Here is a 25,322-nt window from a genome sequence, read left to right as displayed (position 1 = left end):
CTATCCTGTGCCCCCATTACAAGTTTCACGTTCGGAGTGACGGCATGCACAACCTCAACTGGAGCCATAGGCACGCCGCCCGGTCTGTGTGTCCGCAGCAGTTGCATAAAATTTGCGCGACCGGTAGCGCGCCGATGCCAGCCGCTGAGTTGGCGTCTTGAATTCCCCCACCATCAGCGCTCCGCCACCCCGCAGCCCCCGCATCTGTATGCACGAAGCTCGCATCCTGCTAAAGCTCGGCGGGCCCATTATGGTCGCACAACTGTCGCAAACAGCCATGGGCTTTGTCGACACTCTGATGGCCGGTCATGTCAGCGCGCGAGATCTGGCCGCCGTAGCATTGGGCAACGGTATCTGGATACTGGTTTTTTTGACGTTCTCAGGCGTACTCATGGCCACCACACCGATGGTCGCCCAACACTTGGGCGCTAACCGCCAACAGGCCGCAGGCACCGTATTTCAACAAGGGTTCTGGATTGCACTGTGCACAGGCCTGCTGGCGTTTATCAGCGTGCGCAACTGCGCCTGGCTGCTGCAGCAGCTGAATGTAGCACCTGAGTTAGCCGCCTTGACCCAGGGCTATTTGCAGGCTATTTCCTGGGGCCTGCCGGCGATACTGCTGTATCAGCTTATTCGCAGTTTCTGCGAAGGTTTCGGCCTGACACGCGTGGTCATGAAAATAGGCCTGCTCGGGCTGCTGCTCAATATACCCCTTAATTACATCTTTATTTACGGCAAGCTCGGCCTGCCCGCCATGGGCGGCGTCGGTTGTGGCTGGGCCACCAGCATCGTCATGCTTGCCATGCTATTGGCCGGCGCACTCTATTTATGGCGCAGCCAGGCCTTTACTGAAGCCGCGCCCCTGAGCCGCTGGCAGCGCCCAAGTTTTGCGGCAACCCGGCAATTCATGCAACTGGGCTTCCCCATCGGCCTGTCACTGCTGATCGAGGTCAGCATGTTCTCCCTGATCGCCCTGCTGCTTGCCCCGCTGGGCGACATTACAGTGGCCTCCCACCAGATCACCATGAGTTTTACCGGCCTCACCTTCATGCTACCCCTGAGCATTGCCCTGGCCATCACCATCCGCACCGGCCACCTGGTGGGCGCTGCCGACTACCCGCGAGCAAGGCGCAGCGCTTTTACCGGCGTGCTACTGGCACTGGGCTGCGCACTGGTGTCCTGCAGCGTCATGCTGCTTTTTGCCCACAACATTGCCAGCCTTTACTCTCCCGACCCGGTCGTTATCTCGCTGGCGGCCCAGTTGCTGGTCATAGCCGCATTTTTTCAGTTTTCCGACAGCATCCAGGTGGCCGCCGCAGGCGCATTGCGCGGCTACAAGGATACGAGCATACCCTTGCTGCTGGTATTTGTGGCTTACTGGCTGGTCGGCATGCCGGCGGGCTTCATACTGGGACTCACCGACCTGGCAGGCCCAGCCCGAGGCGCCGAGGGCTTCTGGTACGGCCTGGTACTGGGCCTCAGCCTTGGCGCCTTGCTACTCGGCACACGCCTGGTATGGATGACCCGGCGCCATAGCCTCCGCCTGGCGCAGGCCTAGGCAGCATGCACAGGCCGTTGCGAAACTGCGCCTTGCTGCTGTGCCTGAGCGCACTACTGGCTGGCTGCGGGCAAGCAAGCCCTGAGGACATGCTCGACAACTACAGTGACCGGGTCGCCCGGGTACTGGACGAAGCCATCGACAGCCACCTGGACGCAACCCCCGCCATTGCGCTACTGCCGCCCCGACGCGAACGCCTTTTACCGCTGACAGACCTGCGCCAGGGACTGATCGAGGTACTGACACTGCGCCACTGCAACCTGCTGGGGCTGATTGCCCAGCGCAACAGTTCACTGGGCAAGGTCATGCTGCCCTCAAAGCAGCTCGTGTACGAAATGCGCCTGCTAAGTCAGATTCGGGACTGCCGTTTGGCACTGGCACAGAGCCCTGAAACCCTTACTGATGCCGATACCAGGCTCATGCAGCAACTTGACAGCATCCATCACCTCAAGACAAAAGAACTGCCCGCCGTACTCTGGAATGCGATCTACGCCTCTCGTGAAATGGAGAGCAACTTTTCCATTGGCGACCCACCGCTGCCGCTGCGCCTGAATGATAACCAAAGCGATGGCAGCGAGGCGGCACTGCGAAGCCTGCAGACATTAACCGACCTGCAAACACTGATCGCCAGCCCCCACTGGCAGTTACCGGCAGGCCTGGATCAGCTTGAGCAACACTACCAGACACTTGAAGCCAACCGCTTTGGCAGCCAGTGGCTCAAATCCGTCTGGCTGCTCAGCCAAACCCTGGAGCACACCGCACGGGCACTTGATCGCAGGCAACAGCGCGCCAACATCTGCCCCCAGCAAAGACCCACTCCAAAAGCCCGCATACTGCTGAACGTGTTCACCAAATATTACGCTGCTGAGGTTCAGCCCTATATGGCACGGGTTGATCGCAGCGGCCAGCGCTGGCGGGCTCTGCACCGGCAGTTGCTCGATAGCCTGCCCGCCACAGCCGCAATGCGTGAGTATCAGTGGCGCATATTTGCCGACGCCAACCCCGACAGCCTGTGGCAAAGCTATATCCAGGCCCGCGATCACCATAGCCGCAGCTGGCAGACCACACTGCGACAGTGCAACCTGATGCCTGGGCGCGAATAGCCGTTGCTGCTGCCGACTGACAACACCCGCTACTGAGAGCCACTGACGACCGCAAAGTGTCGACGCTTCGATCAACTATTCAGTCAAACTGAACCCTGTGCTGAAGTTATTCCGCTATTTAATCCCGGGCAGACCTAGATAATGGCTCCATCAACCAACTGTTGCGGAGACAGAGACATGACCAAAGTACTCGTAGTTCAATCCAGCGCCCTGAATGAAACATCCAACACCCGCCTGCTCACAGCCAAGCTGCTGGCACGCCTGGGCCGTGATTCAGATATCACCGTCACCACCCGCGATCTGGCACAGGATCAGCTGCCCCATATCACCGACCAGACCCTGGGCGCTTTTTTCACCCCGGCCGATCAGCGCAGCGCCGAGCAGAATGAGATCATCACCCTGTCCGATACCCTGGTGGCTGAACTCATGGACACCGATATCGTTGTCATCGCCGCCCCCATGTACAACTTCGGTGTGCCTTCGACCCTGAAAGCCTACTTCGATCATATCGCCCGCGCCGGCATCACCTTCAAGTACACCGAAACCGGCCCCGTGGGCTTGGTCCAGGGCAAGCAGGCCTATATTGTGACCGCAACCGGTGGCATCCATGCCGGTACGCCACGTGATTTCGTTGCCCCCTTCGTAACCACCTTCCTGGGCTTCCTGGGAATCAACTCGGTGGAAACCTTTGCCGCCGAAGGCATGAGCATCGCCGACCTGAAGGAAGAATCACTGAACAAGGTGATCAGCGCCATCGAGCAACTGTAACAGCCATTTACCGCTCAACACCGCAACGACAAGAGGCCGGCGCCGGGAAGCCGGCCCGGCCTCTTCTACCACCCAGACTTAACTCACTTAATCACAGAGGTGAACCCATGGGATTACTGGTAAACGGACAATGGCATGACCAGGGTTACGACACCAAAAGCCAGAAGGGCGCCTTCGTGCGGGATGAATCCCGTTTTCGCAACTGGATAGGCGAAGGCAACTTCAAGGCCGAGGCGGGGCGCTACCACCTGTATGTATCCCTCGCCTGCCCCTGGGCACATCGCACCCTGATCGGGCGCAGCATCAAGGGCCTGCAGGACATTATCAGCGTCAGCTGCGTACACCCGTTGATGGCCACCAACGGCTGGGAGTACCGGGCCGATCCCGCCTTCAATCACTCCGACTACCCCAGCGGCGACCCGCTTTATAACAGTCGCTACCATCACGAACTCTATACCCGTGCCCAGAGTGATTACAGCGGCCGCGTCACAGTACCGCTACTCTGGGACAAGCAGCAGCACACCATTGTCAGCAATGAGTCGGCCGATATTCTGCGCATGTTCAATAGCGCCTTTTCCCATCTCGTGGACCAGGGCCCTGACCTGCATCCGCACCCCCTGCGCGCCGAAGTCGATGAGATGAACCAATTTGTATACGACGCCATTAATAACGGCGTTTACCGCTGCGGCTTTGCCACCGCCCAAAGCGCCTACAATGACGCCTTCCAAAGCCTGTTTGAAGCCCTGGATACGCTGGATCAGCGCCTGGGACAGCAACGCTACCTGCTCGGCAGCCGCATTACCGAGGCTGACTGGCGCCTGTTTACCACCCTGATACGCTTTGATTCCGTCTATTTCGGCCATTTCAAAACCAACCTGCGCAGCATCAGCCAGTACCCCAACCTGTCAGGCTATCTGCGCGAGCTTTATCAGTGGCCTGGCATCAGCGCTACGGTCGACATGAAGCAGATCAAACACCACTACTATCGCAGCCACAGCAGCATCAACCCCACAGCTATAGTGCCACGCGGCCCAGCACTGGAACTGACAAGACCCCACAACCGCGCACTCTTCCCCACCGCATCTGCATAAAGCCTGCGCTGAGCACTTGAGCGAAACTGCGGGATGATCCATGATGACCTCCCCAGGGAACAGGATGTGCCAGGTGCTAACGCAGCGACGCTACCAGCAGGATCTACCGGGCCCCAGGCCCGCGCTTCGCACGTTGCTGCCGCTTCTATTGGTTCTGACCATCGCCGCCAGCATTGCGCTTGTTGCCGACGACAACACCGGTGTTCGACTCAGCCAGGCCAGCATCAACCAGCTCGGCCAGACCTACGGCGAGCCCGCCCGTCGCCGCCTGGCAGCCTGGCAGCGACTGCTCACAGATCTTGCGGATGCCGACGAAGCCACCAAACTGCGCGAAGTGAACCGCTTCTTCAACCAGGTGCGCTTTCTCGACGACATAGTCCACTGGAAAAAAGCCGACTACTGGGCCACGCCGGTGGAATTTCTGGTGAGCAATGGCGGCGACTGTGAAGACTTCTCCATCGCCAAGTACTACACCCTGCGCGAGCTCGGCGTGCCGATCGAAAAGATGAGCATCGCCTACGTCAAGGCCCTGGAGCTGAACCAGGCCCACATGGTACTAACCTACTACCCGCAGCCCAGCGACATCCCGCTTGTACTGGACAACCTGATATCCGATATCAAGCCCGCCAATCAACGCCCGGACCTGCTGCACGTATACAGTTTTAATGGTGACAACCTCTGGCTGACCAAGAAAGGCCGGCGCGCCGATCTTGTGGGCGCCTCGGATCGACTCAAGCCCTGGGTTCAGCTGCAATCGAGGATCAATGAACAGCATGACAAGTAGACACAGGAAGAGACCATGTCACTCGTAAACCAATTGATAGCCGCCACGCTGGTGGCAATGATGGGACTTGCCGGCGGCACTATCTATCTCGCCTCGGACAGCTCCAAACGAATGCTGACCAACCAGCTGGAGTCCCACGCCCTGGACACCGCAACACACCTGGGGCTTTATCTGGCGCCCTATATTGCGGGCCGGGATGCAGCCACGGTGGAAACCACCATCAATGCCATCTTTGACAGCGGCTTTTATCAGCGTATTGATGTGGTGACGGCCGAGGGTGACATGCTGTTCAGCAAATCAACCCCGCCGGTGATTGGCAACACAGTGCCACAGTGGTTCGTCGACCTTGTTCCGCTCACGCCACCGGCCATGACCCGCGAGGTCACCTACAACTGGGCCAAAACCGGCACCATATTCGTGCAGGGGCACCCTGGCTATGCTTACCAGGCATATTGGCGCGTCGCCAAGGAGACACTGATCCTGTTTCTGTTCCTGGCCCTGCTTTCGACCCTGGCCATCGGCCTGGTGCTTCGGATTATTTTGCGCCCCCTAAAGGGCGTGGAAGATCAGGCCATTGCCCTGACGCGCAAGCAGTACATAGAACAGCCGCGCATTCCTAAAACCCGGGAGCTGCGCCGCGTCGTCGAAGCCATGAACCAGATGGTGCGCCAGGTTCACCAGATGTTCGAAGAACAGAGCCAGAATATTGAGGAACTGCGCCGCCAGGCGTATCGCGATGACCTCACTGGCCTGCCCAACCCTCGCGCCACCCGGGCTCAGCTGGGCGAGCGTCTGGACTACCGCCAGGACTTCGGCCCCTGCGCCCTGCTCCTGGTACATATCGACAAGCTACAGGCACTCAACCAGGACCTGGGGTCCGAGAAAACCGATAATTTCATCCGCCTGCTGGCCGAGCAACTCAATGGTATCTGCACCAGTACCGGCGACCACGTCATGGGCCGCCTCAGTGGCGCCGACTTTACATTGCTACTTAAACTGCCGGCACCGGATCAGTTACAGCGTATCGTCAACAACCTGCTGAGCAGCATTGATCAGGACTACCAGCAACTGCGCCAATCCGAGACCCAGGAAGCCGCGCCCGTGAGTATCGGCATCGCCCTTGGCAATGATAAGACAGGCGCGGCCCAGCTGCAGTCCAATGCCCGACTGGCCGTAGAAAAGGCTCTACAGGAAAGCAGACGCGCACATCAGTTCCAGGCTCCGGGTGATCCGCAGCCCATTGATGAAAGCTGGCATGAACACGTCTCCGCTGCCATAGAGAATGAACAGATATTCCTGCAGGCACAGCCGGTCATTGCGACGGATGAGGGCCAACTGCACCAGGAAGTGTTCGCCCGTATCCTCAACCGCGACAAGAGCCTCTGTAGCGCCGGCGACTTTATCAGCGTGGTGCGCGAACTGGGCCTGATGACCGACATGGACCGCGCCGTGGTCAATCACGCCCTGCAATACCTGCAGCAAACTCCGTTGGGCACCGTCCTGGCCATCAACCTGTCGAACGAATCCGTAACCGATGCAGGCTTTCGCCAGTGGCTGCTGGAGCGCCTGACCACACTCAACGAGCGGGCACGCCTTTGCATCGAGCTGAATGAATCCTCGGTACTCAACAACCTGACGGGCATCGAAGGACTGCGCAATGCACTGCGCACACTGGGATGCCGCTTTGGCGTCGACAACTTCGGTGTGCACCCCAGCGGCTTTGGCTACCTCTACAAGTTGCAGCCCGACTACATCAAGATCGATGGCTCCCTGCTGCACGATATCGACAGCGATGCCCAGGATCAGTTCTTTGTCAGCAGTCTGGTCAGCGTGGCCCACAGCCTGGACATTGCCGCTTACGCCGAGCGCGTGGAGCGCAGCAGCCAGCTGACCCAACTGCTGCGCCTGAAAATTGATGCCACCCAGGGTTTCCTGCACGGCACACCCAAGGCGCTTGAATAAGAGGGGCAAGGGGCAAGGGGCAAGCCAGATAAAGTCAAAAAATGCACACAAAAAAACGCCGCTGCGGTTGCAGCGGCGTTTTTTATTCCCAGCCCAGATGATTACAGCAACAGGCCACTGCCCATTCAGCTGAACGTGCGCAACCAGCGCTCAAGGCTGCCAGCATCCATGGCACCGGCCTGACGAGCGACTTCCCGGCCACCCTTGAGCACCAACAGGGTCGGTATGCTGCGAATGGCAAAACGCTGCGCCAGATCCGGCAACTTTTCCGTCTCCACCTTGGCAAAGCGGAACTGCGGCTCCAGCTTTGCAGCAGTCGCGGCAAACACCGGCGCCATCATCTTGCAGGGGCCACACCAGGACGCCCAGAAATCCACCACAACGGGAATATCACTCTGCCCGCTCAGGCGATCAAAGGCCGCCACAGTCTCAACCTCAACGGGTTTGCCCGCAAACAATGCCTGCTTGCAGCGACCGCAACGCGGCTCCTGAGCAAGACGCAAAGCAGGCACACGGTTGGTAACCAGGCAGTGGGGACAGCAGAGATTGAGAGATTCAGACATGGCTCAGGATCCAGACCGGGGAAAACGGGAAAAGATAGACTCGCAATCGCAAAAAAGAAAAAGCGCTGCGCGTACAGCCTGCGCAGGGAAGGATGCCGTTGCAGGTGCCACAGACAGTCAGAGCAAAGTTTGACAGCCTGTGACACTGCGCTGTTAGCGACCCTTGAGGTTAACCAGCTGCTCGAGCTTGTTGCTCAGACGGTCGGATTTTTCCTTCTCGGCCTGCGCCTTGCGCTGTTCCTGTTCGCGCTCGCGACGCTGACGGCTGATTTCCTTCAGCTTGCCTTTGGCGTGTTCGGCTTCCTGCTCGGAAACTTCACCTGAGGCTTCGCCCGTCAGATCGATACGGGCATTACCCGCTTTAAGGCTGCGGTAGTAAGACAGCGTGCGCACATAGGATGCCAGCGCGCGCTTGATCTTGTTTTTGGCGATTTTCTCATCCGCCAGCAGATCTTCCTGAATACCAATCTTGAGCGGACGCACCTCGGTACGGCTAAACGCCTTGGGGTAGGTTTCCATCAGCAGCTTGAGCGCCGCCTGGTTAGCAACCCGGTTCTTGGAGCGAGACTTGGTATTCTCGGTGTTTACAGTACTTTCGGTGCTTGCCACGTCGTTCACGGTTACGCTCTCGGACTGTTGCTTCAGGGTATCGACGCGAACCTGTTCGCGCTGTTCGAGCATTTGATCCAGCTCGCCAAGCAACTGCTCAGTCTGCTCAATTACTGCATTTACATTGTCATTCATCGGGCTTAGCCGGCTCCCTTGCGTATCAGGTATCGGTACTGATCGTTTTCCACATTCTGAGCCAACAGCTCGTGCCCCAGAAAGGTGCAAAATTTGGGGATATCACGCTGCGTGGACGGATCAGTGGCGACCACTTCGAGCACCTGCCCCGCCTGTAATTCGCGCACACGGTTATGCAGCAGCATCACCGGTTCCGGACAGAAGAGTCCACAGGCATCCATCACCTGATCGGGTTTTATATTGCCCATTTATTCACCAGTTAATCTCGAACGCGGCCATTGTCGCAAATATGACTGCGCAGAGAAAGCCACAGAGACATTGCGATTGGACGCAAAGCCATTACGCTTAATCTAGACTCCTCACATTGCTACCAGAAAGGAGCAGCATCATGATTCGTGTCCTCATTGAACGACATATCGCCGACGACCTTGCCTCGTACTATGAACAAGCCGCCCGCGCCACCCTGACCGAGGCCATGCAGGCCCACGGATTTATCTCCGGCGAAGCCCTGCACGACATCCAGAACCCCAACCATCGCGTGGTGCTGGCCACTTACCGATCCATTCAGGACTGGCAGCGCTGGGCACGCTCAGCTGAGCGCCAGGAAGCCATGGCAGTGATAAACCCAATGCTCATCAGCGATGAAAAAATAACCCTGCTGGAGCACTGAGCGCCACCGTATCCATTACAGCATCCTGCTATTAACGTTAATTGACAAAAAGGATCAGAGCCTGGCAACCACAGCACAGACTGCGGCCAGATGCTGATCCTGAGTGAAACCGGACGCCTTTCTCGGCTTCAGGTCGTGATCTCCGTCTTCGAGCCAGTGCAACTGCAGCTGCGCCGACAGCCCATAGGTCTGCACCGTTTCCCGGTTGCCCAGCGCATCCCTTGTACCCTGAAAAACATGCACCGGCAAAGGCAAGCTCACCAGATGCTCAATGCGTGGCTGCTGTGGCTTCTTTGCAGGATAAAACGGATAACCAAACACCAGCGCGCCCCGTACACAGGCAGGCGCATCATCGAGCAGCATGGTGGCGACCCGCCCTCCCATGGACTTTCCCGCCAGCCACAACGGCACACCGTCATTCAGTTCATCAATGCGGGCGCGAAAATGCTCAAGCAGCTGCGGCATGCGACTGGGCGGCCGGCGCCGACCATCTTCACGCCTGGCCTGCATATAGGGGAATTCAAACCGCATTACCTGATAGCCACACTCAACCAGCCCCTGTGCCGCCGCCTGCATGAAATCAGAATCCATGGGGGCACCGGCACCGTGGGCAAATAAAATGCGCCCCTTGAGAGGCTCACCGTCCGTTATAAACATTGCATCTTCCATTTTAGCGCCTAGGCTGAAACTTCTTGATTCAGATCAAACAAAGTAACGATATATACGACTTTAGACCCAGCCCCTTGGGCCACTGTCATACCAAAAGACATTAATTAGCGTCTTTTACCGTCGTGGTTACGACTTTTTGACGAATAAATTCTCAATATCTTTCAACGTGTTAAATATTTACGGTTCGCAAAGCGGCGAAATCGAGTACAATCCTGCCGCGGAGTTTGGGTGCGACAATGTACCGCATCCAGTAAAGACTTCACATTGTAAACAAAGATGCGTTCCCAGATAATTGCCGCCGGAACGTTTTCCCTTTCACTAGCTTGTTGATGAGAGTCTGACATGAGCACAGCAACTGAACACCCGACATACAACTACAGGGTGGTACGACAGTTTGCCATCATGACGGTGGTATGGGGTATCGTCGGTATGGCCGTTGGGGTTCTGATTGCAGCCCAGCTGGTTTGGCCTGCACTGAATTTCGATACGCCCTGGCTGTCTTTCGGACGTATTCGTCCCCTTCACACCAATACCGTAATTTTCGCGTTTGGTGGTTCCGCCCTTTTTGCCACGTCCTACTACATAGTGCAGCGTACCAGCCAGGTTCGCCTGTTCTCCGATGGACTGGCGAAGTTTACCTTTTGGGGCTGGCAGGCCGTTATTGTCGCTGCCTTTATAACACTGCCCATGGGCATCACCTCCACCAAGGAATATGCTGAGCTTGAGTGGCCGATCGATATCCTGATGGGGATGGTCTGGATCAGCTACGCGATCGTATTCCTGGGTACGGTAAAGAACCGCAAGACCTCGCACATTTATGTGGGTAACTGGTTCTTCATGGCGTTCATCATCACCGTGGCGGTGCTGCATATAGTCAACAGCCTGGTGATCCCGGTTTCACTGTTCAAGTCCTACTCTGTCTACCCCGGCGCCGTTGATGCCATGGTGCAGTGGTGGTACGGCCACAATGCGGTTGGTTTCTTCCTGACCGCAGGCTTCCTGGGAATGATGTACTACTTCGTTCCCAAACAGGCCGAGCGCCCGATCTACTCCTACCGCCTGTCGATCGTCCATTTCTGGGCGCTGATTGCCACCTACATCTGGGCCGGCGGCCATCACCTGCACTACTCAGCCCTGCCTGACTGGACCCAGTCTGTAGCTATGGTGATGTCCCTGATTCTGCTGGCTCCCTCCTGGGGCGGCATGATCAACGGCATGATGACCCTCTCCGGCGCCTGGCACAAACTGCGTACCGACCCGGTACTGCGCTTCCTGGTGGTTTCGCTGTCGTTCTACGGCATGTCCACCTTCGAAGGCCCTATGATGGCAATCAAGACGGTTAATGCACTGTCCCACAACACTGACTGGACCATCGGCCACGTACATGCGGGCGCTCTTGGCTGGGTTGCGATGATCTCCATCGGTTCGACCTACCATATGATCCCGCGCCTGTGGGGCAAGGCCCAGATGTACTCCGTACGCCTGATCAATGCCCACTTCTGGCTCGCGACCATAGGTACCGTACTCTACATCTGCGCGATGTGGGTTAACGGCATCCTCCAGGGTCTGATGTGGCGCGCAGTTAACGAAGACGGCACCCTCACCTACAGCTTCGTGGAAGCCTTGGCCGCAAGCCATCCGGGCTACTTTGTACGCTGGCTGGGCGGCGCATTCTTCCTGACCGGCATGCTGCTGATGGCCTACAACACCTGGCAGACAGTGCGCAAAGGCAGCCGCGCACCATTGGTCGATTCGGCCCCGCAGACAGCTTAAGGCCGATAGGAGCTCTTCTCGATGATCAAACATGAAACAATAGAAAAAAACATCGGCCTGATGGTACTGCTGATCATTATCGTGATCAGCGGTGGTGGCCTGGCGGAAATCGTTCCGCTGTTTTTTCACTCTTCGACCACCCAGCCGATCGAGGGCATGCGCCCTTACACCGCACTGGAAAATGAAGGCCGTGACATCTATATCCGCGAGGGTTGCCACGTCTGTCATACACAGATGATTCGACCCTTCCGTGCGGAAACCGAGCGTTACGGTCACTACTCCACCGCCAACGAAGACGTGTGGGAACATCCCTTCCTGTGGGGATCCAAACGCACCGGACCTGATCTGGACCGTGTAGGCGGACGCTACTCCGACGACTGGCACCGCGCGCACCTCTACAATCCGCGTGACGTTGTGCCCCAGTCCAAGATGCCGTCGTATCCCTGGCTGTTCGAGAACCGCGTCAGCGGCTCCGATACTGAAGCCAAGCTGAAAGTCATGCGCAAGTTGGGCGTGCCTTACACCGACGAGCAGATTGAAGATGCCCAGGAAGCCGTAAGCGGCAAGTATGAGATAGACGCGCTGGTCGCCTACTTGCAGGCGCTCGGCAAAACGCACTCCGAATACAGCAACAAGCGGTAAGCAACGTGAGTTACGAAGTATATGGCCCATATATACCGGTGATCATGCTCATCACCTTTCTCCTCCTGTTTGTCTGGGTAATGCTCCCAAAGAACAAGAAGGGATTTGATGAGGCCGCTAACCTTCCCTTCGACGACGAAGAGAAACCGTCGGATGCTAAGGCCGATAACGGGAGAACGGAAAAATGAGTGCTTTTTGGAGCGCATGGGTAACAGTGATCACCCTGGCGGTCATTTTTGGCTGCACCTGGTTGCTGTTCCAGACTCGCAAGAGCGAGACCCACAAGGAATCCACCGACGTAACTGTCGGTCATGTGTACGACGGTATCGAAGAGTACGACAACCCGCTGCCTCGCTGGTGGTTTCAACTCTTCGTCGCCACGGTGATCTTCGGGCTGGTGTACCTGGCCCTGTATCCGGGCCTGGGTAACTTCAAAGGCCTGCTCGGCTGGACGTCCACGGGTCAGTGGGAAGAAGAGATGCAGCACGCCGAAGAAGTCTACAAGCCGGTGTTTGCGAAGTATGCCGCCCTGTCGATCGAAGATCTGCAGACTGAGGAAAACAAGTCCGGCCTGCAGATGGGTCAGCGCATGTTCGCCAACAACTGCAGTGTCTGTCACGGCTCAGCAGGCACCGGCGCCTATGGCTTCCCCAACCTGACTGACAATGACTGGCTGTACGGTGGCGAGCCTGCCACCATCAAGCAGACCATCATCAACGGTCGCAACGGCGGCATGCCGCCCTGGGGCTCGGTGCTGGGTGAAGAAGGTGTTCGCGATATGGCCAGCTACGTGCTCAGCCTCAGCGGGCGCGAAGTGGATCCGGACGCCGCACAGCGCGGCGAAACCCAGTTCCAGGCTCTGTGCACCGCCTGTCACGGCCAGGACGCCAAGGGCACTCAAGCCCTGGGCGCACCGAATCTGACTGACGATGTATGGCTCTATGGCGGCAGTTTCGAAGCGGTGACACACAGCATTCGCAGCGGTCGCGCAGGCATGATGCCGGCACACAAGGACCTTCTCAGCGATGACAAGATCCACCTGATTGCCGCATACGTTTTTAGCCTGTCAAACGACTGACAGACTGCGCAACTGTGATCAAGACGATATGATGCAGATCATATCGTCTTTTTTATGGGTTCCTTATACTGGATACGGACTCTGCCCACTGTGACCCTCCGGGCTCCGCAACATCCCGCTCCAGCGGGACACAGTGGACAGAGTCTTCAAGAAGACGATCAAAAGCCGCGACAGAGTCTCGACAAAGCTGCCGACTATCATCCGCCTGGCAGGCCAGTACCGCGTTAGACGAAGAGTAAAGGCATGAATCAAATACCGGTCAAAGACATCACTCCAAAAAGCAGCCAGGCCAAGGTCGAAACCTACGACCTCTACGCCAAGCGCGAGCACATCTACGTCAAGTTCTACAAGGGGCTGTTCCGCAACCTGCGCATGATATCGGGTTTCATCATGCTGGCAGCCTACTTTGGCTTTTCATGGCTGCAATGGGATGGCCACCAGGCAGTACTGTTTGACCTGCCAAACCGCCAGTTCCATGTCTTTGGCATGACCTTCTGGCCACAGGATTTCATGCTGCTGTCCTTTTTGCTGATCATTCTGTCTTTCGTGCTCTTTCTCGTTACGGCGGTGGCCGGACGCCTCTGGTGCGGCTATGCCTGCCCGCAGTTTGTCTGGACCTGGTTTTTCATCTGGGCCGAGCGCATTAGCGAAGGCGACCGCAACCTGCGCATGAAGCGCGACAAAGCCCCCTGGACCGCTGAAAAGGCCGTCCGCAAAACCATCAAGCATGTACTCTGGCTGCTGATTGCCGTCGCCACAGCGATCGCCTTCGTCGGCTACTTCAGCCCTATCCGCGAACTGGTACCAAGTCTTTTTCGCTGGGACCTGGGCCCCTGGGAAACCTGGTGGCTGGGCTTTTTCGCCCTGGCAACTTACGGCAACGCCGGCTGGTTGCGCGAACAGGTATGCATCTACATGTGTCCTTACGCCCGCTTCCAGAGCGTGATGTTTGACCCCGACACCCTGGTCATCTCCTACGACGAAAAACGCGGCGAGCACCGCGGCAAACGCAAAAAGGGACTCGATTATAAGGCCGAAGGCCTGGGGGACTGCATCGACTGCGGTAACTGCGTGCACGTCTGCCCGGTGGGTATCGACATCCGCGACGGCCTGCAGCACGAATGTGTGGCCTGTGGTGCCTGCATTGACGCCTGTGACGATGTGATGGATCGCATGGGCTATGAGCGCGGGCTGGTACGTTACACGACTGAACACGCGCTGGAAGGCAAGCCGACCAAACTGCTGCGCCCGCGTCTCGTTGTCTACGCCCTGTTGCTGGGAGGCATGCTGGCTGCTTTCGGCTACACCATCGCCACCCGCATACCGCTGGAAGTCGATGTGCTGCGCGACCGCGGGCCTCTGTTTACCCACACCTCCGATGGCAAGCTTGAGAACAGCTATACGCTCAAACTCGCCAACAAGGCCCAGCAGGATCACCGCTTTGAAATCAGCGTCAGCGGCTTCGATGGGCTCGAGCTGGTAACAGACTCCCAGCTCAACATTGCTGCGGGCGAGCTGGCCGATGTTGCCCTGCGCCTGCAGGCGGACCCCAGGATACTGCACCGCCCTAACTACACCATTATTTTCCACGTCCGCTCGCTGGATGACCCATCAATAAGCCTGGATGCCGAAAGCCGCTTTCTCGGACCCGCCCCCAGGCGCTGAACTAAACAGCAGCACAGCACTCTCAACAGCCCCGGGGCAAGCTATCGCAGCAGCCGTCCCCGGGATTTTCGGTTAGAATAGCGCCGCACGCGGACAGCTGTTCGCCCGTCACCGCTTTAGCGCGCTTTAAGGATCATCATGCAGCAAGACAACATCGCCATCGGGCCCTGGTACAAACAGCCCTGGCTCTGGTTCATCCTGGCCCCGGTCATAGCTTCCGTTATCTCTGGCACAACATTTCTGGTTCTGTCGATCGTCTCTGCTGATGGCATCGTCAAGGACGATTACTACCAGGTTGCCAAGGGACTGGAAATCGACAGCAGTCTTTCCGACAACGCAGCAGCCCTGGGCCTTGTCGCCGACCTGCTGATCGATGATGTCACCGGCGGTATAGGCCTTACTCTGCACGGCAAGGTGCCCGATGACTTGAGCAGCCTGACGCTGGAAATCATCCACCCGATTCATCAGAAGTATGATCAGAATGCGCAGCTGCGCCGCGTACCCGGCAGCACCCGCTTCACTGGCAGCCTGCAAGCCGCCCTGAGTATCGGCAAGCGGTACCTGGTAATACTACCGCAGGACAACAGCTGGAGCCTGCGTGCCGAAGCTCTGCCGCCCTACGACCCACTGCGCATTCAGCTATCACCGGCGCACTGAGCCCAGACACCATGGCAACTCCCTTGAGCTCCGCCAGCGCTACTGCGCAGCCAAACATCGCTGCACAAACCAGCAGCTGCTTTCACTGCGGCCTTGCTGTGCCCGCAGGCAGCCGCTATTTCCTGCAAATCGACGGCGAGCCGCGCGAGCTTTGCTGCCCCGGCTGCCTGGCCGTGGCACAAACCATCGTCGACAGCGGGCTCGACGGCTATTATCGCCATCGCAGCGGCACCCCTGGCGGCGCGGATATTGCCGGCCGCGTCCTGCCCGACGTACTGGCACAGGAGCTGTCGCTCTATGATAAGCCCAGCATGCAGCAAGCCTTTGTCACGACCCTGGACGACGGCAGCCGCGAAGCGAGCCTCGTTATCGAAGGCATAACCTGCGCCGCCTGTACCTGGCTACTGGAACATCACCTGCAAGGCCAGCAAGGCGTGTTGCGCGTGAGCGTCAATCTTAGCAATCACCGCATGCGTCTGAGCTGGGATACAGCAAGCACCAGTCTGAGCCTGCTGCTGGGGCAAATTTACCGTATCGGCTACCAGGGCCACCCCTACCATCCTGACAAGGAAGAGCAACTGCTCGAGCAGGAAAAGAAGCGCGCCATCAGACGCCTCGGTGTCGCCGGGGTCAGCATGATGCAGGTGATGATGTACGCCATCGCCCTCTACGCCGGCGCCCTGCAGGACATGGAACCGCAGTTTGTCAATTTTATCCGCTGGGCCAGCCTGATCATGGCCAGCCCCGTCGCCCTTTACGCTGCCCTGCCGTTCTATCAGGCGGCGCTGCGTGACCTGCGCAGTCGCCACCTGAGCATGGACGTACCTGTCTCCATCGCTGTGCTGGGCGCCTACAGCGCTAGCGTCTGGGCCACCCTTACCCAGAGTGGCGAGGTCTATTTCGACTCGGTCACCATGTTTACCTTCTTTCTGCTTATCGGCCGCTATCTGGAAATGCAGGCGCGTCATCGTACCGGACGTGCCGGCAATGCGCTGCTTAACCTGCTGCCCAACAGCGCAATCCGCATCGTCGACGGTGAAGAACTGCTGGTACCGGCCAGCGAACTCAGGGTGGGTGACCGGGTACTGGTAAAGCCCGGCCAGAGCCTTCCGGCTGACGGTATTATCCGGCGCGGCCACTCCTCCATCGACGAATCGGCCCTGACCGGCGAGTACCTGCCCATTCGCCACGGCGAGGGCGACAGCGTCGTTGGCGGCACACTTAATGTCGAGAACCCTATCGAGCTGGAAATCAGCCAGGTGGGGGGCGATACCCAGCTATCCGCCATCGTTCGCCTGCTGGATCGCGCCCAGAGCGAAAAGCCCGCCACCGCACGCCTCGCCGATCGCATTTCAAGCTATTTTGTGGCTGCTGTACTGCTCACCGCCAGCCTGGTCGGGCTGATCTGGTGGCAGCTCGATCCTGCCAACGCCTTCTGGATCACACTGGCGGTACTGGTCGTCACCTGCCCCTGCGCCCTGTCGCTCGCGACCCCCACGGCACTGACCACCGCAACCGGCACATTGCGCCAGCATGGCCTGCTGATCACCAGGGGCCATGTACTCGAGAGCCTCGCCCGCGCCACTCATATTGTCTTCGACAAGACTGGCACCCTCACCCAGGGCAACCTGAGTCTGCACAGTGTCACTTGCCTGGGCGCCACACGCGATCAAGCCCTGCGCCTGGCCGCCGCCCTGGAAGCCCACTCCGAACACCCCATCGCCAAGGCCTTCCAGCCGTTTTTGGACAAAGCCGCAGAATCACTTGAATCCCACCTTGGATTGGGGCTCGAGGGCACAATCGATGGCAAGCCGTATCGCATCGGCACGGCGGACTTTGCCGCCGCACTCTGCCCGCAAGCACCCAGACCCGCATTGCCCGACAAACAGAGCCAATGGCTACTGCTGTGCAGCACCCAAGGGCCGCTGGCCTGGTTTGGTCTCGATGACCAGCTCAGACCCCAGGCACTTGAGTGCATCCGTTCCTTGCAGGCCCTCGGCCTGCAAATTGAGCTGCTCTCCGGTGACAGCTCACCTGCGGTGCAGCACGTCAGCCAGAGCCTTGGCATCGACCGCGTTTACGGTGGCATGTCGCCCGACAGCAAGCTGGCCCATATCAACGCCTTGCAGCGCAGTGGCGCCCAGGTGGTCATGGTCGGCGATGGCATCAACGATATCCCGGTACTGGCCGGCGCCCAGACATCCATCGCCATGGGCTCCGCCACGGATCTGGCCAAGACCTGCGCCGATTCGGTGTTGATGTCTGGTGATCTCAATCGCCTGGTAGATGCTGTTTTGCTGGCACGCAAGACCCGCAGCGTTATCCGTCAGAACCTCAGCTGGGCCCTGCTGTACAATCTGCTGGCGCTGCCACTCGCCGCCAGCGGCTTAGTCGCACCCTATATGGCTGCCATCGGCATGTCCGCCAGTTCACTGGTGGTGGTAGGCAATGCCCTGCGACTCTCAAGACGCGTACGCAGACCCAACTCCACCTCGCAAGCGCCTAAGACAGAGGGGTAACAGTGGCTAGATTGCGGATTCATGGCACCACCCCTTACAGTTGCGCCGCCATCGGCCTGTCCGCCAGCTCATTGGTGGTGGTAGGCAATGCCCTGCGACTCTCAAGACGCGTACGCAGACCCAACTCCACCTCGCAAGCGCCTAAGACAGAAGGGTAACAGTGGTTAGATTGCGGATTCATGGCACCACCCCTTACAGTTGCGCCGCCATCGGCATGTCCGCCAGTTCACTGGTGGTGGTAGGCAATGCCCTGCGACTCTCAAGACGCGTACGCAGGCCAAGCACCAAGCTGAAAGCTTAAAGCTGAAACATCAAGAAGGTCAGACATTAATATGAGCCTACCCCCGGCCCAAATTGAAACAGACACCAAAGGCTGATCCATGGACATTCTGTATCTGCTTATACCCATTGCCATCATTTTTGTTGGCTGCGCCCTCTGGGCCTTCTTCTGGAGCGTCAACAGCGGCCAGTTCGATGACATGGAGTCTCCCGCCCACAGCATCCTGTTTGATGATGACGATAACCTGATCCCCGACGACGCCAAACAGGAGCGCGTCCGCCCTGCAAAGCCAGGGACCCAGGCCCCTGGGACTAATCCGCCCAAGAACGATACCCATGTCTGAGGGGCTTTCGATCGGCACCGCCATAGTGCTGGGGCTGCTCGGCGGCGCCCATTGCATCGGCATGTGCGGCGGCATCGCTGCCACAGTAGGCATGACCCGCCCCGACAGTCGTACGCCCGCCATCGTTCTGTTGCTAGGCTACAACGGCGGGCGCCTGCTGAGTTACGCACTGGCCGGCGCCCTGCTGGGCGGCCTCGGCGTATTGGTGGCGGGCGGTACCGCAACCCTGGTGCTGCGCACCCTGGCAGGGTTAATGCTGGTTGCCATGGGGCTCTACATAGGCCAGTGGTGGAAAGGTCTGCTGCTGCTGGAGCGTGCCGGCAGCGGTTTGTGGCGCTACCTGCGCCCGCTGGCTGCACGCTTTCTGCCGGCCCGCACGCCCTTGCAGGCGCTGGCGCTTGGCCTGTTGTGGGGCTGGCTACCCTGCGGACTGGTTTACAGCACTCTGATCTGGGCTTCCGCCGCCGGCGACTGGCAGACCAGCGCCCTGCTGATGGCCTGCTTTGGTCTGGGCACTTTGCCCGCCATGCTCGCCACCGGGCTTATGGCCGCCCAGCTGCGCCAACTGCTGGCACGGCGCCTGACCCAGCAACTGGCAGGCAGTCTGATTATTCTGTTCGGTCTATTTACCCTAGCCCCTATTCTGGCGTTCTGACCCATCACCAGTGCCCATGACTTCAACCAAGGCGCCAAATGATGGATAATTGCACGCTTAAGTCGTTTAGGCAGCGTCCTCGCCATGCACCCCAATCCGAGCGTCCTATCAATCCAGGAAACAGGAAGTACCTATGGATGAGCCACGCAAACCCGGAAGGTCAGGTCCTGTACAGCAGGCGCACTGCAACAATTGCAGCCTGAGCACACTGTGCCTGCCGGTTTCACTGGATCTGACGGATATAGATCGCCTGGACACCATTATCAGCAAGAGCCAGCCGCTAAAGAAAGGCGCGCTGCTGTTCGATCAGGGCCAGGCATTCGGCTCCATCTTTGCGGTACGGGCCGGTAGCGTTAAGACCTATACGGTTACAGCTGAGGGCGACGAACAGATCACCGGATTCTATTTCCCCGGCGAGCTGATCGGCCTCAGCGGCATGGATTCAGGCCAGTACCCCAACGCCGCGCGGGTGCTTGAAACCACAACGGTATGCAATATCCCCTTCGACCGTCTGGATGACCTGGCAGGTGAACTGCCGGAGCTGCGACGCCAGATCATGCGTACCATGAGCCGGGAGATTCGTGACGATCAGCAGATGTTACTGCTGCTGTCGAAAAAAACCGCCGAGCAGCGTCTGGCCACTTTTCTGATCCGGCTGTCGGAACGCTTTCGCATCCGCGGCTATTCCAGAACGCGCTTTCGCCTGTCGATGTCACGCAACGAAATCGCCAACTACCTGGGGCTGGCGATCGAAACGGTCAGCAGACTCTTTACCCGCTTTCAGAAAAGCGGCCTGATACAGGTGGAAGGCAAGGAAATCGACATTACCGATATTGCCAAGCTATACCTGCAGTCCGGCGAGTGCCCAAGCCTGCAGCAAACGAGCTGAATACTGTCGAGCAGCACCGCCACAAAGCTGCTCAGCACTAGTTAAATTACTGAATCACAACCGCAGCCGCGCTGCGCCCAAGGAGTTCCTGCATGCCCTACGATGAGTGCTACGTAAAATCGGTTATCCGCACCGTTGCGGACTGGCCCGAAAAAGGCGTCATGTTTCGCGATATCACGCCTATTTTCAAAGATCCCAAAGCCCTGCGCATGGTCACGGATGATTTTATACAGCGCTATATCGGCACCGACATTACCCATATCGCCAGCATTGATGCCCGCGGTTTTCTGATCAGCTCGATCATGGCCTACCACCTGAACCTGCCCCTGGTACTGGTGCGCAAGAAAGGCAAGTTGCCAGGCAAGACCGTGCAGGCTGACTACGCGCTGGAGTACGGTACCGGCACCGTTGAAATGCAGATCGACGCAGTAGGCCCTGGCGACCGTGTATTGATTTTTGATGATCTTATTGCCACCGGCGGCACCATCCTGGCCGCCAGCACCCTGATAAAGGAGCTGGGCGCCAGCGTCTATGAAGCCGCCGCACTGATCGACCTGCCGGACCTCCAGGGCTCCACCCGCATTCAGGACGCCGGCATTCCGGTGCACACGCTGCTGGCCTACGAAGGCCTCTGATCTGCCCGTCACCGACGGCGCAGCTTTGCGTACCTCGGTGGCTTGTTCCATTGGCCATGGCAATTACGCCATGAGCCGCTAGAATAGCGCCCCTACTCAGCAGGCAACGATATACCATGTGGTTCAAAAATCTGATCTTTTATCGCTTTAGCGCCACCTTCGACAAAGACACTGAGGCGCTGGAAACCGCACTGGCAGAAACACCCTTTCAGCCCTGTGGCAGCCAGGAACTGAGCCGCTCCGGCTGGATTGCGCCCTGCAAGGCCCTGCCCGACAGCCTGGTTTACAGCTGTGCCGGTTATCACCTGATCTGCACCCAGAAAGAAGAAAAAATCCTGCCCTCGGGCGTCATTCGCCAGTCACTGGAAGAGCGGGTGCAAAAGATCGAAAAAGACGAGGCACGCAAGATTTATCGCCGCGAGCGCACCCAGCTCAAGGACGAAATCATTCTGGATCTGCTGCCCCGCGCCTTCAGCAAGCGCAGCCAGACCTATGCGCTTATAGCGCCCCAGGCAGGCCTTATGCTGGTCGATGCCTCGAGCCACAAGAGTGCCGAAGACCTGCTTAGCCAACTGCGCACCAGCCTGGGGTCACTGCCGATCATCCTGCCAGACGTCAAGCAGTCTCCGGCGGCGGTGATGAGTCACTGGCTGGAACAGCAGGAACCGCTGCCTAGCTCGCTGCAACTGCTCGATGAGGCCGAACTGAAGGACAATCTGGTCGAAGGCGGTGTAATTCGCATCAAGGGCCAGGAGCTCACCAGCAGCGAGATTGTCGCGCACCTCGAAGCCGACAAGCGCGTCGCCAAGCTATCGCTGGAGTGGGACGAAAATCTGCGTTTTCTGCTGCACGAAGATCTCAGCGTGCACCGCATCAAGCAAACCGATCAGTTCAAGGAACGCCAGCAGGATGTGGCCGACGACGAACTCGCACGCTTTGATGCCGATGTCGCTCAGCTCGGGCTCGAGCTAACGCGCCTGATTCCGGATCTGCTCAACGCCTTTGGTGGCGAAGTCGCAGGCGCATCCCTGGAGCCCGCACCCAAAGTGTGAAATCCCCACCAGGGCGGTGAAGCGATTCAGTTGAAGCACACAATTTGAAGAGAGCAGCCGCCCGCTGTAACACCCCTGCAAGGCCCCGGAGACCCTATGTACAGCGTTAAGGAAATGTTCTACACCCTGCAGGGCGAAGGTGCCCAGGCCGGACGCCCGGCTGTTTTCTGCCGTTTTGCCGGTTGCAATCTCTGGTCCGGCCGGGAGCAGGATCGCAGCAGCGCCATCTGCGACTTCTGCGACACCGACTTTGTCGGCACCGATGGCCAGAACGGCGGCAAGTTCGCTACCGCACAGGCGCTGGCACAGGCCACCATGGCGCTCTGGCCGGATCCAGCCCAGGGTACCCCCTACCTGGTTTGCACCGGTGGCGAGCCCGCATTGCAGCTCGATACAGCCCTGATCAAGGCCTTCAAAACCGCAGGCTTCGAGATTGCCGTCGAAACCAACGGCACCAAACCCCTGCCCGATGGCATCGACTGGATCTGCCTGAGCCCCAAGGCCAATACCAACCTGGTGATAACCACTGGGCAGGAGCTCAAGCTGGTATACCCGCAACTGCTGGCTCCGCCTGAACGTTTTACGTCCCTCGCCTTCGAGAATTTTTACCTGCAGCCGCTGGATGGGCCCGATGCGGATGCGAACCTGCGCCGCTGCGTACAGTACTGTCTGGGTCATCCGCAGTGGAAGCTAAGCCTGCAAACCCACAAGATTCTGGGCATCGACTGATGCATGAACGGGTGTACACGACGGTGAATTACCCCACCATAAAAGCATCCACAGGCCCGTAATTACAGGCCTGCAACGTTATACCCACATCTACTGTGGATAAGGATGTGGGTGAGCGGGCAAATATGCGCCACTCACCCCATGACAGGGCTACCTCATACAGATCGATCAAATATTAGACAGCAGTGACCTTCATATAAAAACAAAGAGTTGCAATAGATTTTTCAAGAAAGCAGTGATATTCAGCCTGTTGGCTGGCGATTTTGTTATGTAAAATTTCTGCAACAGCCGCACCCCGGGCGACGCTTTACAGCCCGGTGCAACCGCTACTATTAGCGCTTATTACTCAGTGGATCCGTAATGTACACAGCCAAGCAACGCCAGCAAGAAGCCCAGAAGGTCACCCTGGTCGGCAGCCTGCTCGACGCCGTTCTCGGCATCGCGAAAATTATTGTAGGCCTGCTGTCCCATTCCCATGCCCTGATTGCCGACGGTATTCACTCGCTGTCGGATCTGGTCACCGACTTCATGGTTCTCCTTATTCTGCGGGTATCACACCAGGAACCCGATGAAGACCATCCCTGGGGTCATGCCCGCTTCGAAACCGCCGGCACCGTTATGCTCGGAGCCCTTTTGATCGCCGTCGCAGGCGCCATGGCCTACAACAGTGTCGGGCTTATCTTCAGCGGTGACGCCCTGAAAATTCCCGAATGGCCCGCGCTGGTGGTGGCCGGGCTCTCAATCGTCAGCAAGGAATGGATCTATCGCTATACCCTGGCCGCAGGCAAGCGCCTCAAGTCGGATTTGATCATTGCCAACGCCTGGCACAGTCGCAGCGATGCCTTTTCATCCATAGTGGTACTGATCGGTATAGGCGGCGCCATGCTCGGCTGGGCCTGGCTGGATGCCCTGACCGCCGTTCTGGTGGCCCTGCTGATCGCCAAGATCGGCTGGGACCTGACCTGGAAAAGCATCAAAGAGCTGGTCGATACCGCCTTGCCCGAATCCCAGGTTCGCGAGCTGGAGCAGGCGGTGCAGGATGTCCATGGGGTGATCAGCGTACACAGCCTGAAGACCCGCTTGATGGGTGGGCAAAGCCTGCTTGAGATGCACATTCAGGTTGAAAGCCACCTCAGCGCTTCGGAAGGCCACTATATTGGCGACACAGCGGTGCGCATCCTCAAGACCCGCTTCGATGACATCGGCGATGTTATTTTCCATATCGACACCTACAACGATGATCAGCGCCTGTACTGCGATACCCTGCCGCTGCGCGCAGAAGTCGAAGACGCTCTCAACGCGGCCCTGAGCGAGCTGCATCCAGAGCTGAAGTGGGAAAAGCTCGCGCTCTACTACATCAAGGCCCGTATCGAGCTGGAACTGAACCTGGACAGCGCCGAGCTCACAGGCTGCGGACTCTCCGGCAGCGAAGTGCAACAGGCGCTACGTGACAACCTGCAGCAGTATTACTGGTACGCCAGCCTGACACTGTGGCTCACGCCCGGCGATGCCTGAGACCTATCTGCGGCCAAGTGAAGAGCACGCGGTCAGCATAGAAATCAAGCGCAGCCTGTTTATCTGCCAGGCAGCGCCCACCGCCGGCGCCGAGGCCGCCAATGGCTTCATAAGCGCGGTGCGCAGTCGCTACCCCGACGCCAATCACCACTGCTGGTGCTACGTCGCAGGCGCCCCCCAAGACTACAACCTGTGGAACTGCAGCGATGATGGCGAGCCCCGCGGCACCGCGGGCAAGCCCATGCTGAACGTACTCACCCATTCGGGTCTGGGGGAAATTACCCTGGTCGTAACCCGCTACTTTGGCGGTGTGAAACTCGGTGCCGGTGGCCTGGTCAGGGCATACAGCCAGGCGGTGCAGGAGTGCCTGGCAACTCTGCCGAGCGAAATGCGGGTGTTCACCCAGACCTATAAGGTGCTCGCACCCCACGCCCTCACCGGCACTTTGGAGCATCTGATACAGCAACTGAATTTAACGGTTATTGATCGTCAGTGGCATGATCAACTGCAGATTCTGCTGGAGCTTGATCTTAGGCAGGCACAGGAACTCGAGCTGAGACTGGGGCCTCTGCCGGCGGTCAGTATTGCAACTCTCAAACCGGAAAACTAACAGCTGAGCTAGGGGCTAGGGGCTAGGGGCTAGGGGCTAGGGGCTAGGGGCTAGTGTAGTGTTGCACTCTTGGTGGTGCTTTAGAACGCGCTCATTTTTTCGCCAGCCAAGGCGTGAGGCAGAGTCATAGTGGGGCTACGGCGACAACGAACAACGCAGGATGGCGGAAAAAGGGGCCGTTATAAGCTTCATATAGCGTGAAACACTACACTAGCAGCCTGTCGGACTTACCACTGATCTACTGCGGAAAAGCCGATTCTGGTCATTTTTCGTCCTCTTTTTTACTCGTCGCAGGCTTCTCGGTCTGCGACCCCGCTAAAGCGGTTCTTTCCACTTCGTTTCAAGTGTTAGATAGAACCACTATTTGC

General features: G+C 58.3%; 26 protein-coding genes. 22 read left to right on the top strand and 4 right to left on the bottom strand.

Annotated elements, in window-relative coordinates:
• Positions 1 to 157: 157 nt before the first annotated feature.
• The 6 genes from MPRO_RS07440 (at position 158) to MPRO_RS07415 (ending at position 7,266) form a co-directional block, all read left to right on the top strand.
• Positions 158 to 1,558 carry an MATE family efflux transporter gene (locus MPRO_RS07440; RefSeq protein WP_245635048.1) on the top strand — a complete coding sequence of 467 codons (1,401 nt, stop codon included), beginning with the start codon at positions 158 to 160 and terminating at the stop codon, positions 1,556 to 1,558.
• Positions 1,559 to 1,563: 5 nt separating this feature from the next.
• Positions 1,564 to 2,661 (top strand): DUF3080 family protein, encoded by a 1,098-nt coding sequence (locus MPRO_RS07435; protein WP_082708528.1) that lies wholly within the window; start codon positions 1,564 to 1,566, stop codon positions 2,659 to 2,661.
• 177 nt (positions 2,662 to 2,838) lie between these two features.
• A complete protein-coding gene (locus MPRO_RS07430) occupies positions 2,839 to 3,429 on the top strand; it encodes an FMN-dependent NADH-azoreductase (protein WP_067289646.1) in 591 nt (196 codons plus the stop codon).
• A gap of 107 nt (positions 3,430 to 3,536) precedes the next feature.
• On the top strand, positions 3,537 to 4,520 hold the full coding sequence (locus tag MPRO_RS07425) for a glutathione S-transferase family protein (protein ID WP_067289643.1): 984 nt from the start codon (positions 3,537 to 3,539) through the stop codon (positions 4,518 to 4,520).
• Between the two features lie 73 nt (positions 4,521 to 4,593).
• Complete coding sequence (locus MPRO_RS07420; protein ID WP_245635047.1) at positions 4,594 to 5,304, top strand: transglutaminase-like cysteine peptidase; 711 nt, start codon at positions 4,594 to 4,596, stop codon at positions 5,302 to 5,304.
• 15 nt (positions 5,305 to 5,319) lie between these two features.
• Positions 5,320 to 7,266: a bifunctional diguanylate cyclase/phosphodiesterase gene (locus tag MPRO_RS07415; RefSeq protein ID WP_067289640.1), complete on the top strand. Its 1,947-nt coding sequence runs from the start codon at positions 5,320 to 5,322 to the stop codon at positions 7,264 to 7,266.
• A 125-nt stretch (positions 7,267 to 7,391) separates the two neighbouring features.
• Here MPRO_RS07415 and trxC read toward each other — a convergent pair whose 3' ends face one another.
• The 3 genes from trxC to tusA form a co-directional block, all read right to left on the bottom strand.
• Positions 7,392 to 7,829 (bottom strand): thioredoxin TrxC, encoded by a 438-nt coding sequence (gene trxC / locus MPRO_RS07410; protein WP_067289638.1) that lies wholly within the window; start codon positions 7,827 to 7,829, stop codon positions 7,392 to 7,394.
• A gap of 153 nt (positions 7,830 to 7,982) precedes the next feature.
• The gene (locus tag MPRO_RS07405; RefSeq protein ID WP_082708524.1) at positions 7,983 to 8,573 is read right to left on the bottom strand and encodes a ProQ/FINO family protein; all 591 of its coding nucleotides are present in this window, start codon (positions 8,571 to 8,573) and stop codon (positions 7,983 to 7,985) included.
• A gap of 5 nt (positions 8,574 to 8,578) precedes the next feature.
• Positions 8,579 to 8,821 (bottom strand): sulfurtransferase TusA, encoded by a 243-nt coding sequence (gene tusA / locus MPRO_RS07400; protein WP_067289635.1) that lies wholly within the window; start codon positions 8,819 to 8,821, stop codon positions 8,579 to 8,581.
• Positions 8,822 to 8,961: 140 nt separating this feature from the next.
• Between tusA and MPRO_RS07395 the strand changes: the two genes are divergently transcribed.
• On the top strand, positions 8,962 to 9,243 hold the full coding sequence (locus MPRO_RS07395; protein ID WP_067289632.1) for an antibiotic biosynthesis monooxygenase family protein: 282 nt from the start codon (positions 8,962 to 8,964) through the stop codon (positions 9,241 to 9,243).
• Between the two features lie 54 nt (positions 9,244 to 9,297).
• On the opposite strand, the gene MPRO_RS07390 is transcribed toward MPRO_RS07395, so the two are convergent.
• The gene (locus tag MPRO_RS07390) at positions 9,298 to 9,900 is read right to left on the bottom strand and encodes an alpha/beta family hydrolase (RefSeq protein WP_067289629.1); all 603 of its coding nucleotides are present in this window, start codon (positions 9,898 to 9,900) and stop codon (positions 9,298 to 9,300) included.
• A 354-nt stretch (positions 9,901 to 10,254) separates the two neighbouring features.
• Between MPRO_RS07390 and ccoN the strand changes: the two genes are divergently transcribed.
• From ccoN to MPRO_RS07315, 15 genes are all read left to right on the top strand, one after another.
• Positions 10,255 to 11,685: a cytochrome-c oxidase, cbb3-type subunit I gene (gene ccoN, locus MPRO_RS07385; protein WP_067289625.1), complete on the top strand. Its 1,431-nt coding sequence runs from the start codon at positions 10,255 to 10,257 to the stop codon at positions 11,683 to 11,685.
• Between the two features lie 21 nt (positions 11,686 to 11,706).
• Entirely contained in the window at positions 11,707 to 12,327 is a 621-nt protein-coding gene (gene ccoO, locus MPRO_RS07380) for a cytochrome-c oxidase, cbb3-type subunit II (RefSeq protein WP_102136283.1), read from the top strand.
• A gap of 5 nt (positions 12,328 to 12,332) precedes the next feature.
• Complete coding sequence (locus MPRO_RS07375; RefSeq protein ID WP_067289622.1) at positions 12,333 to 12,515, top strand: cbb3-type cytochrome oxidase subunit 3; 183 nt, start codon at positions 12,333 to 12,335, stop codon at positions 12,513 to 12,515.
• Positions 12,512 to 13,405, top strand: coding sequence for a cytochrome-c oxidase, cbb3-type subunit III (gene ccoP / locus MPRO_RS07370; protein ID WP_067289619.1), 894 nt, complete (start codon positions 12,512 to 12,514; stop codon positions 13,403 to 13,405). The genes MPRO_RS07375 and ccoP overlap by 4 nt, the downstream gene beginning before the upstream one ends.
• 243 nt (positions 13,406 to 13,648) lie before the next feature.
• The gene (gene ccoG / locus MPRO_RS07365; RefSeq protein WP_067289616.1) at positions 13,649 to 15,070 is read left to right on the top strand and encodes a cytochrome c oxidase accessory protein CcoG; all 1,422 of its coding nucleotides are present in this window, start codon (positions 13,649 to 13,651) and stop codon (positions 15,068 to 15,070) included.
• A 138-nt stretch (positions 15,071 to 15,208) separates the two neighbouring features.
• Positions 15,209 to 15,727, top strand: coding sequence for a FixH family protein (locus MPRO_RS07360; RefSeq protein WP_067289613.1), 519 nt, complete (start codon positions 15,209 to 15,211; stop codon positions 15,725 to 15,727).
• A gap of 11 nt (positions 15,728 to 15,738) precedes the next feature.
• Positions 15,739 to 18,246 (top strand): heavy metal translocating P-type ATPase, encoded by a 2,508-nt coding sequence (locus MPRO_RS07355; protein WP_067289610.1) that lies wholly within the window; start codon positions 15,739 to 15,741, stop codon positions 18,244 to 18,246.
• Between the two features lie 380 nt (positions 18,247 to 18,626).
• Positions 18,627 to 18,869 (top strand): cbb3-type cytochrome oxidase assembly protein CcoS, encoded by a 243-nt coding sequence (gene ccoS / locus MPRO_RS07350; RefSeq protein ID WP_067289604.1) that lies wholly within the window; start codon positions 18,627 to 18,629, stop codon positions 18,867 to 18,869.
• Positions 18,862 to 19,524, top strand: a complete 663-nt coding sequence (locus MPRO_RS07345; protein WP_067289602.1) for a sulfite exporter TauE/SafE family protein — start codon at positions 18,862 to 18,864, stop codon at positions 19,522 to 19,524. The genes ccoS and MPRO_RS07345 overlap by 8 nt, the downstream gene beginning before the upstream one ends.
• Positions 19,525 to 19,657: 133 nt before the next feature.
• Complete coding sequence (gene fnr, locus MPRO_RS07340) at positions 19,658 to 20,413, top strand: fumarate/nitrate reduction transcriptional regulator Fnr (protein ID WP_067289598.1); 756 nt, start codon at positions 19,658 to 19,660, stop codon at positions 20,411 to 20,413.
• Positions 20,414 to 20,505: 92 nt separating this feature from the next.
• On the top strand, positions 20,506 to 21,048 hold the full coding sequence (locus MPRO_RS07335) for an adenine phosphoribosyltransferase (RefSeq protein ID WP_067289595.1): 543 nt from the start codon (positions 20,506 to 20,508) through the stop codon (positions 21,046 to 21,048).
• Between the two features lie 116 nt (positions 21,049 to 21,164).
• Entirely contained in the window at positions 21,165 to 22,100 is a 936-nt protein-coding gene (gene rdgC, locus MPRO_RS07330; protein ID WP_067289594.1) for a recombination-associated protein RdgC, read from the top strand.
• Positions 22,101 to 22,196: 96 nt separating this feature from the next.
• Positions 22,197 to 22,829 (top strand): 7-carboxy-7-deazaguanine synthase, encoded by a 633-nt coding sequence (gene queE / locus MPRO_RS07325; protein WP_067289592.1) that lies wholly within the window; start codon positions 22,197 to 22,199, stop codon positions 22,827 to 22,829.
• 360 nt (positions 22,830 to 23,189) lie between these two features.
• Positions 23,190 to 24,344, top strand: coding sequence for a cation diffusion facilitator family transporter (locus MPRO_RS07320; RefSeq protein WP_067289590.1), 1,155 nt, complete (start codon positions 23,190 to 23,192; stop codon positions 24,342 to 24,344).
• On the top strand, positions 24,337 to 24,954 hold the full coding sequence (locus MPRO_RS07315; RefSeq protein ID WP_067289589.1) for a YigZ family protein: 618 nt from the start codon (positions 24,337 to 24,339) through the stop codon (positions 24,952 to 24,954). The genes MPRO_RS07320 and MPRO_RS07315 overlap by 8 nt, the downstream gene beginning before the upstream one ends.
• Positions 24,955 to 25,322 lie beyond the last annotated feature (368 nt).

Source organism: Marinobacterium profundum (assembly GCF_001528745.1).
Lineage (GTDB): Bacteria > Pseudomonadota > Gammaproteobacteria > Pseudomonadales > Balneatricaceae > Marinobacterium_A > Marinobacterium_A profundum.
This window is presented reverse-complemented; position numbering and strand designations above follow the sequence as displayed.

Bases quoted from the DNA above. Each gene is read 5' to 3' on its own strand.
- MPRO_RS07435 (WP_082708528.1), top strand. From the start codon at position 1,564: ATGCACAGGCCGTTGCGAAACTGCGCCTTGCTGCTGTGCCTGAGCGCA.
- MPRO_RS07430 (WP_067289646.1), top strand. From the start codon at position 2,839: ATGACCAAAGTACTCGTAGTTCAATCCAGCGCCCTGAATGAAACATCC.
- MPRO_RS07425 (WP_067289643.1), top strand. From the start codon at position 3,537: ATGGGATTACTGGTAAACGGACAATGGCATGACCAGGGTTACGACACC.
- MPRO_RS07415 (WP_067289640.1), top strand. From the start codon at position 5,320: ATGTCACTCGTAAACCAATTGATAGCCGCCACGCTGGTGGCAATGATG.
- trxC (WP_067289638.1), bottom strand. From the start codon at position 7,829: ATGTCTGAATCTCTCAATCTCTGCTGTCCCCACTGCCTGGTTACCAAC.
- MPRO_RS07405 (WP_082708524.1), bottom strand. From the start codon at position 8,573: ATGAATGACAATGTAAATGCAGTAATTGAGCAGACTGAGCAGTTGCTT.
- tusA (WP_067289635.1), bottom strand. From the start codon at position 8,821: ATGGGCAATATAAAACCCGATCAGGTGATGGATGCCTGTGGACTCTTC.
- MPRO_RS07395 (WP_067289632.1), top strand. From the start codon at position 8,962: ATGATTCGTGTCCTCATTGAACGACATATCGCCGACGACCTTGCCTCG.
- MPRO_RS07390 (WP_067289629.1), bottom strand. From the start codon at position 9,900: ATGTTTATAACGGACGGTGAGCCTCTCAAGGGGCGCATTTTATTTGCC.
- ccoN (WP_067289625.1), top strand. From the start codon at position 10,255: ATGAGCACAGCAACTGAACACCCGACATACAACTACAGGGTGGTACGA.
- ccoO (WP_102136283.1), top strand. From the start codon at position 11,707: ATGATCAAACATGAAACAATAGAAAAAAACATCGGCCTGATGGTACTG.
- ccoP (WP_067289619.1), top strand. From the start codon at position 12,512: ATGAGTGCTTTTTGGAGCGCATGGGTAACAGTGATCACCCTGGCGGTC.
- ccoG (WP_067289616.1), top strand. From the start codon at position 13,649: ATGAATCAAATACCGGTCAAAGACATCACTCCAAAAAGCAGCCAGGCC.
- MPRO_RS07360 (WP_067289613.1), top strand. From the start codon at position 15,209: ATGCAGCAAGACAACATCGCCATCGGGCCCTGGTACAAACAGCCCTGG.
- MPRO_RS07355 (WP_067289610.1), top strand. From the start codon at position 15,739: ATGGCAACTCCCTTGAGCTCCGCCAGCGCTACTGCGCAGCCAAACATC.
- ccoS (WP_067289604.1), top strand. From the start codon at position 18,627: ATGGACATTCTGTATCTGCTTATACCCATTGCCATCATTTTTGTTGGC.
- MPRO_RS07345 (WP_067289602.1), top strand. From the start codon at position 18,862: ATGTCTGAGGGGCTTTCGATCGGCACCGCCATAGTGCTGGGGCTGCTC.
- fnr (WP_067289598.1), top strand. From the start codon at position 19,658: ATGGATGAGCCACGCAAACCCGGAAGGTCAGGTCCTGTACAGCAGGCG.
- MPRO_RS07335 (WP_067289595.1), top strand. From the start codon at position 20,506: ATGCCCTACGATGAGTGCTACGTAAAATCGGTTATCCGCACCGTTGCG.
- rdgC (WP_067289594.1), top strand. From the start codon at position 21,165: ATGTGGTTCAAAAATCTGATCTTTTATCGCTTTAGCGCCACCTTCGAC.
- queE (WP_067289592.1), top strand. From the start codon at position 22,197: ATGTACAGCGTTAAGGAAATGTTCTACACCCTGCAGGGCGAAGGTGCC.
- MPRO_RS07320 (WP_067289590.1), top strand. From the start codon at position 23,190: ATGTACACAGCCAAGCAACGCCAGCAAGAAGCCCAGAAGGTCACCCTG.
- MPRO_RS07315 (WP_067289589.1), top strand. From the start codon at position 24,337: ATGCCTGAGACCTATCTGCGGCCAAGTGAAGAGCACGCGGTCAGCATA.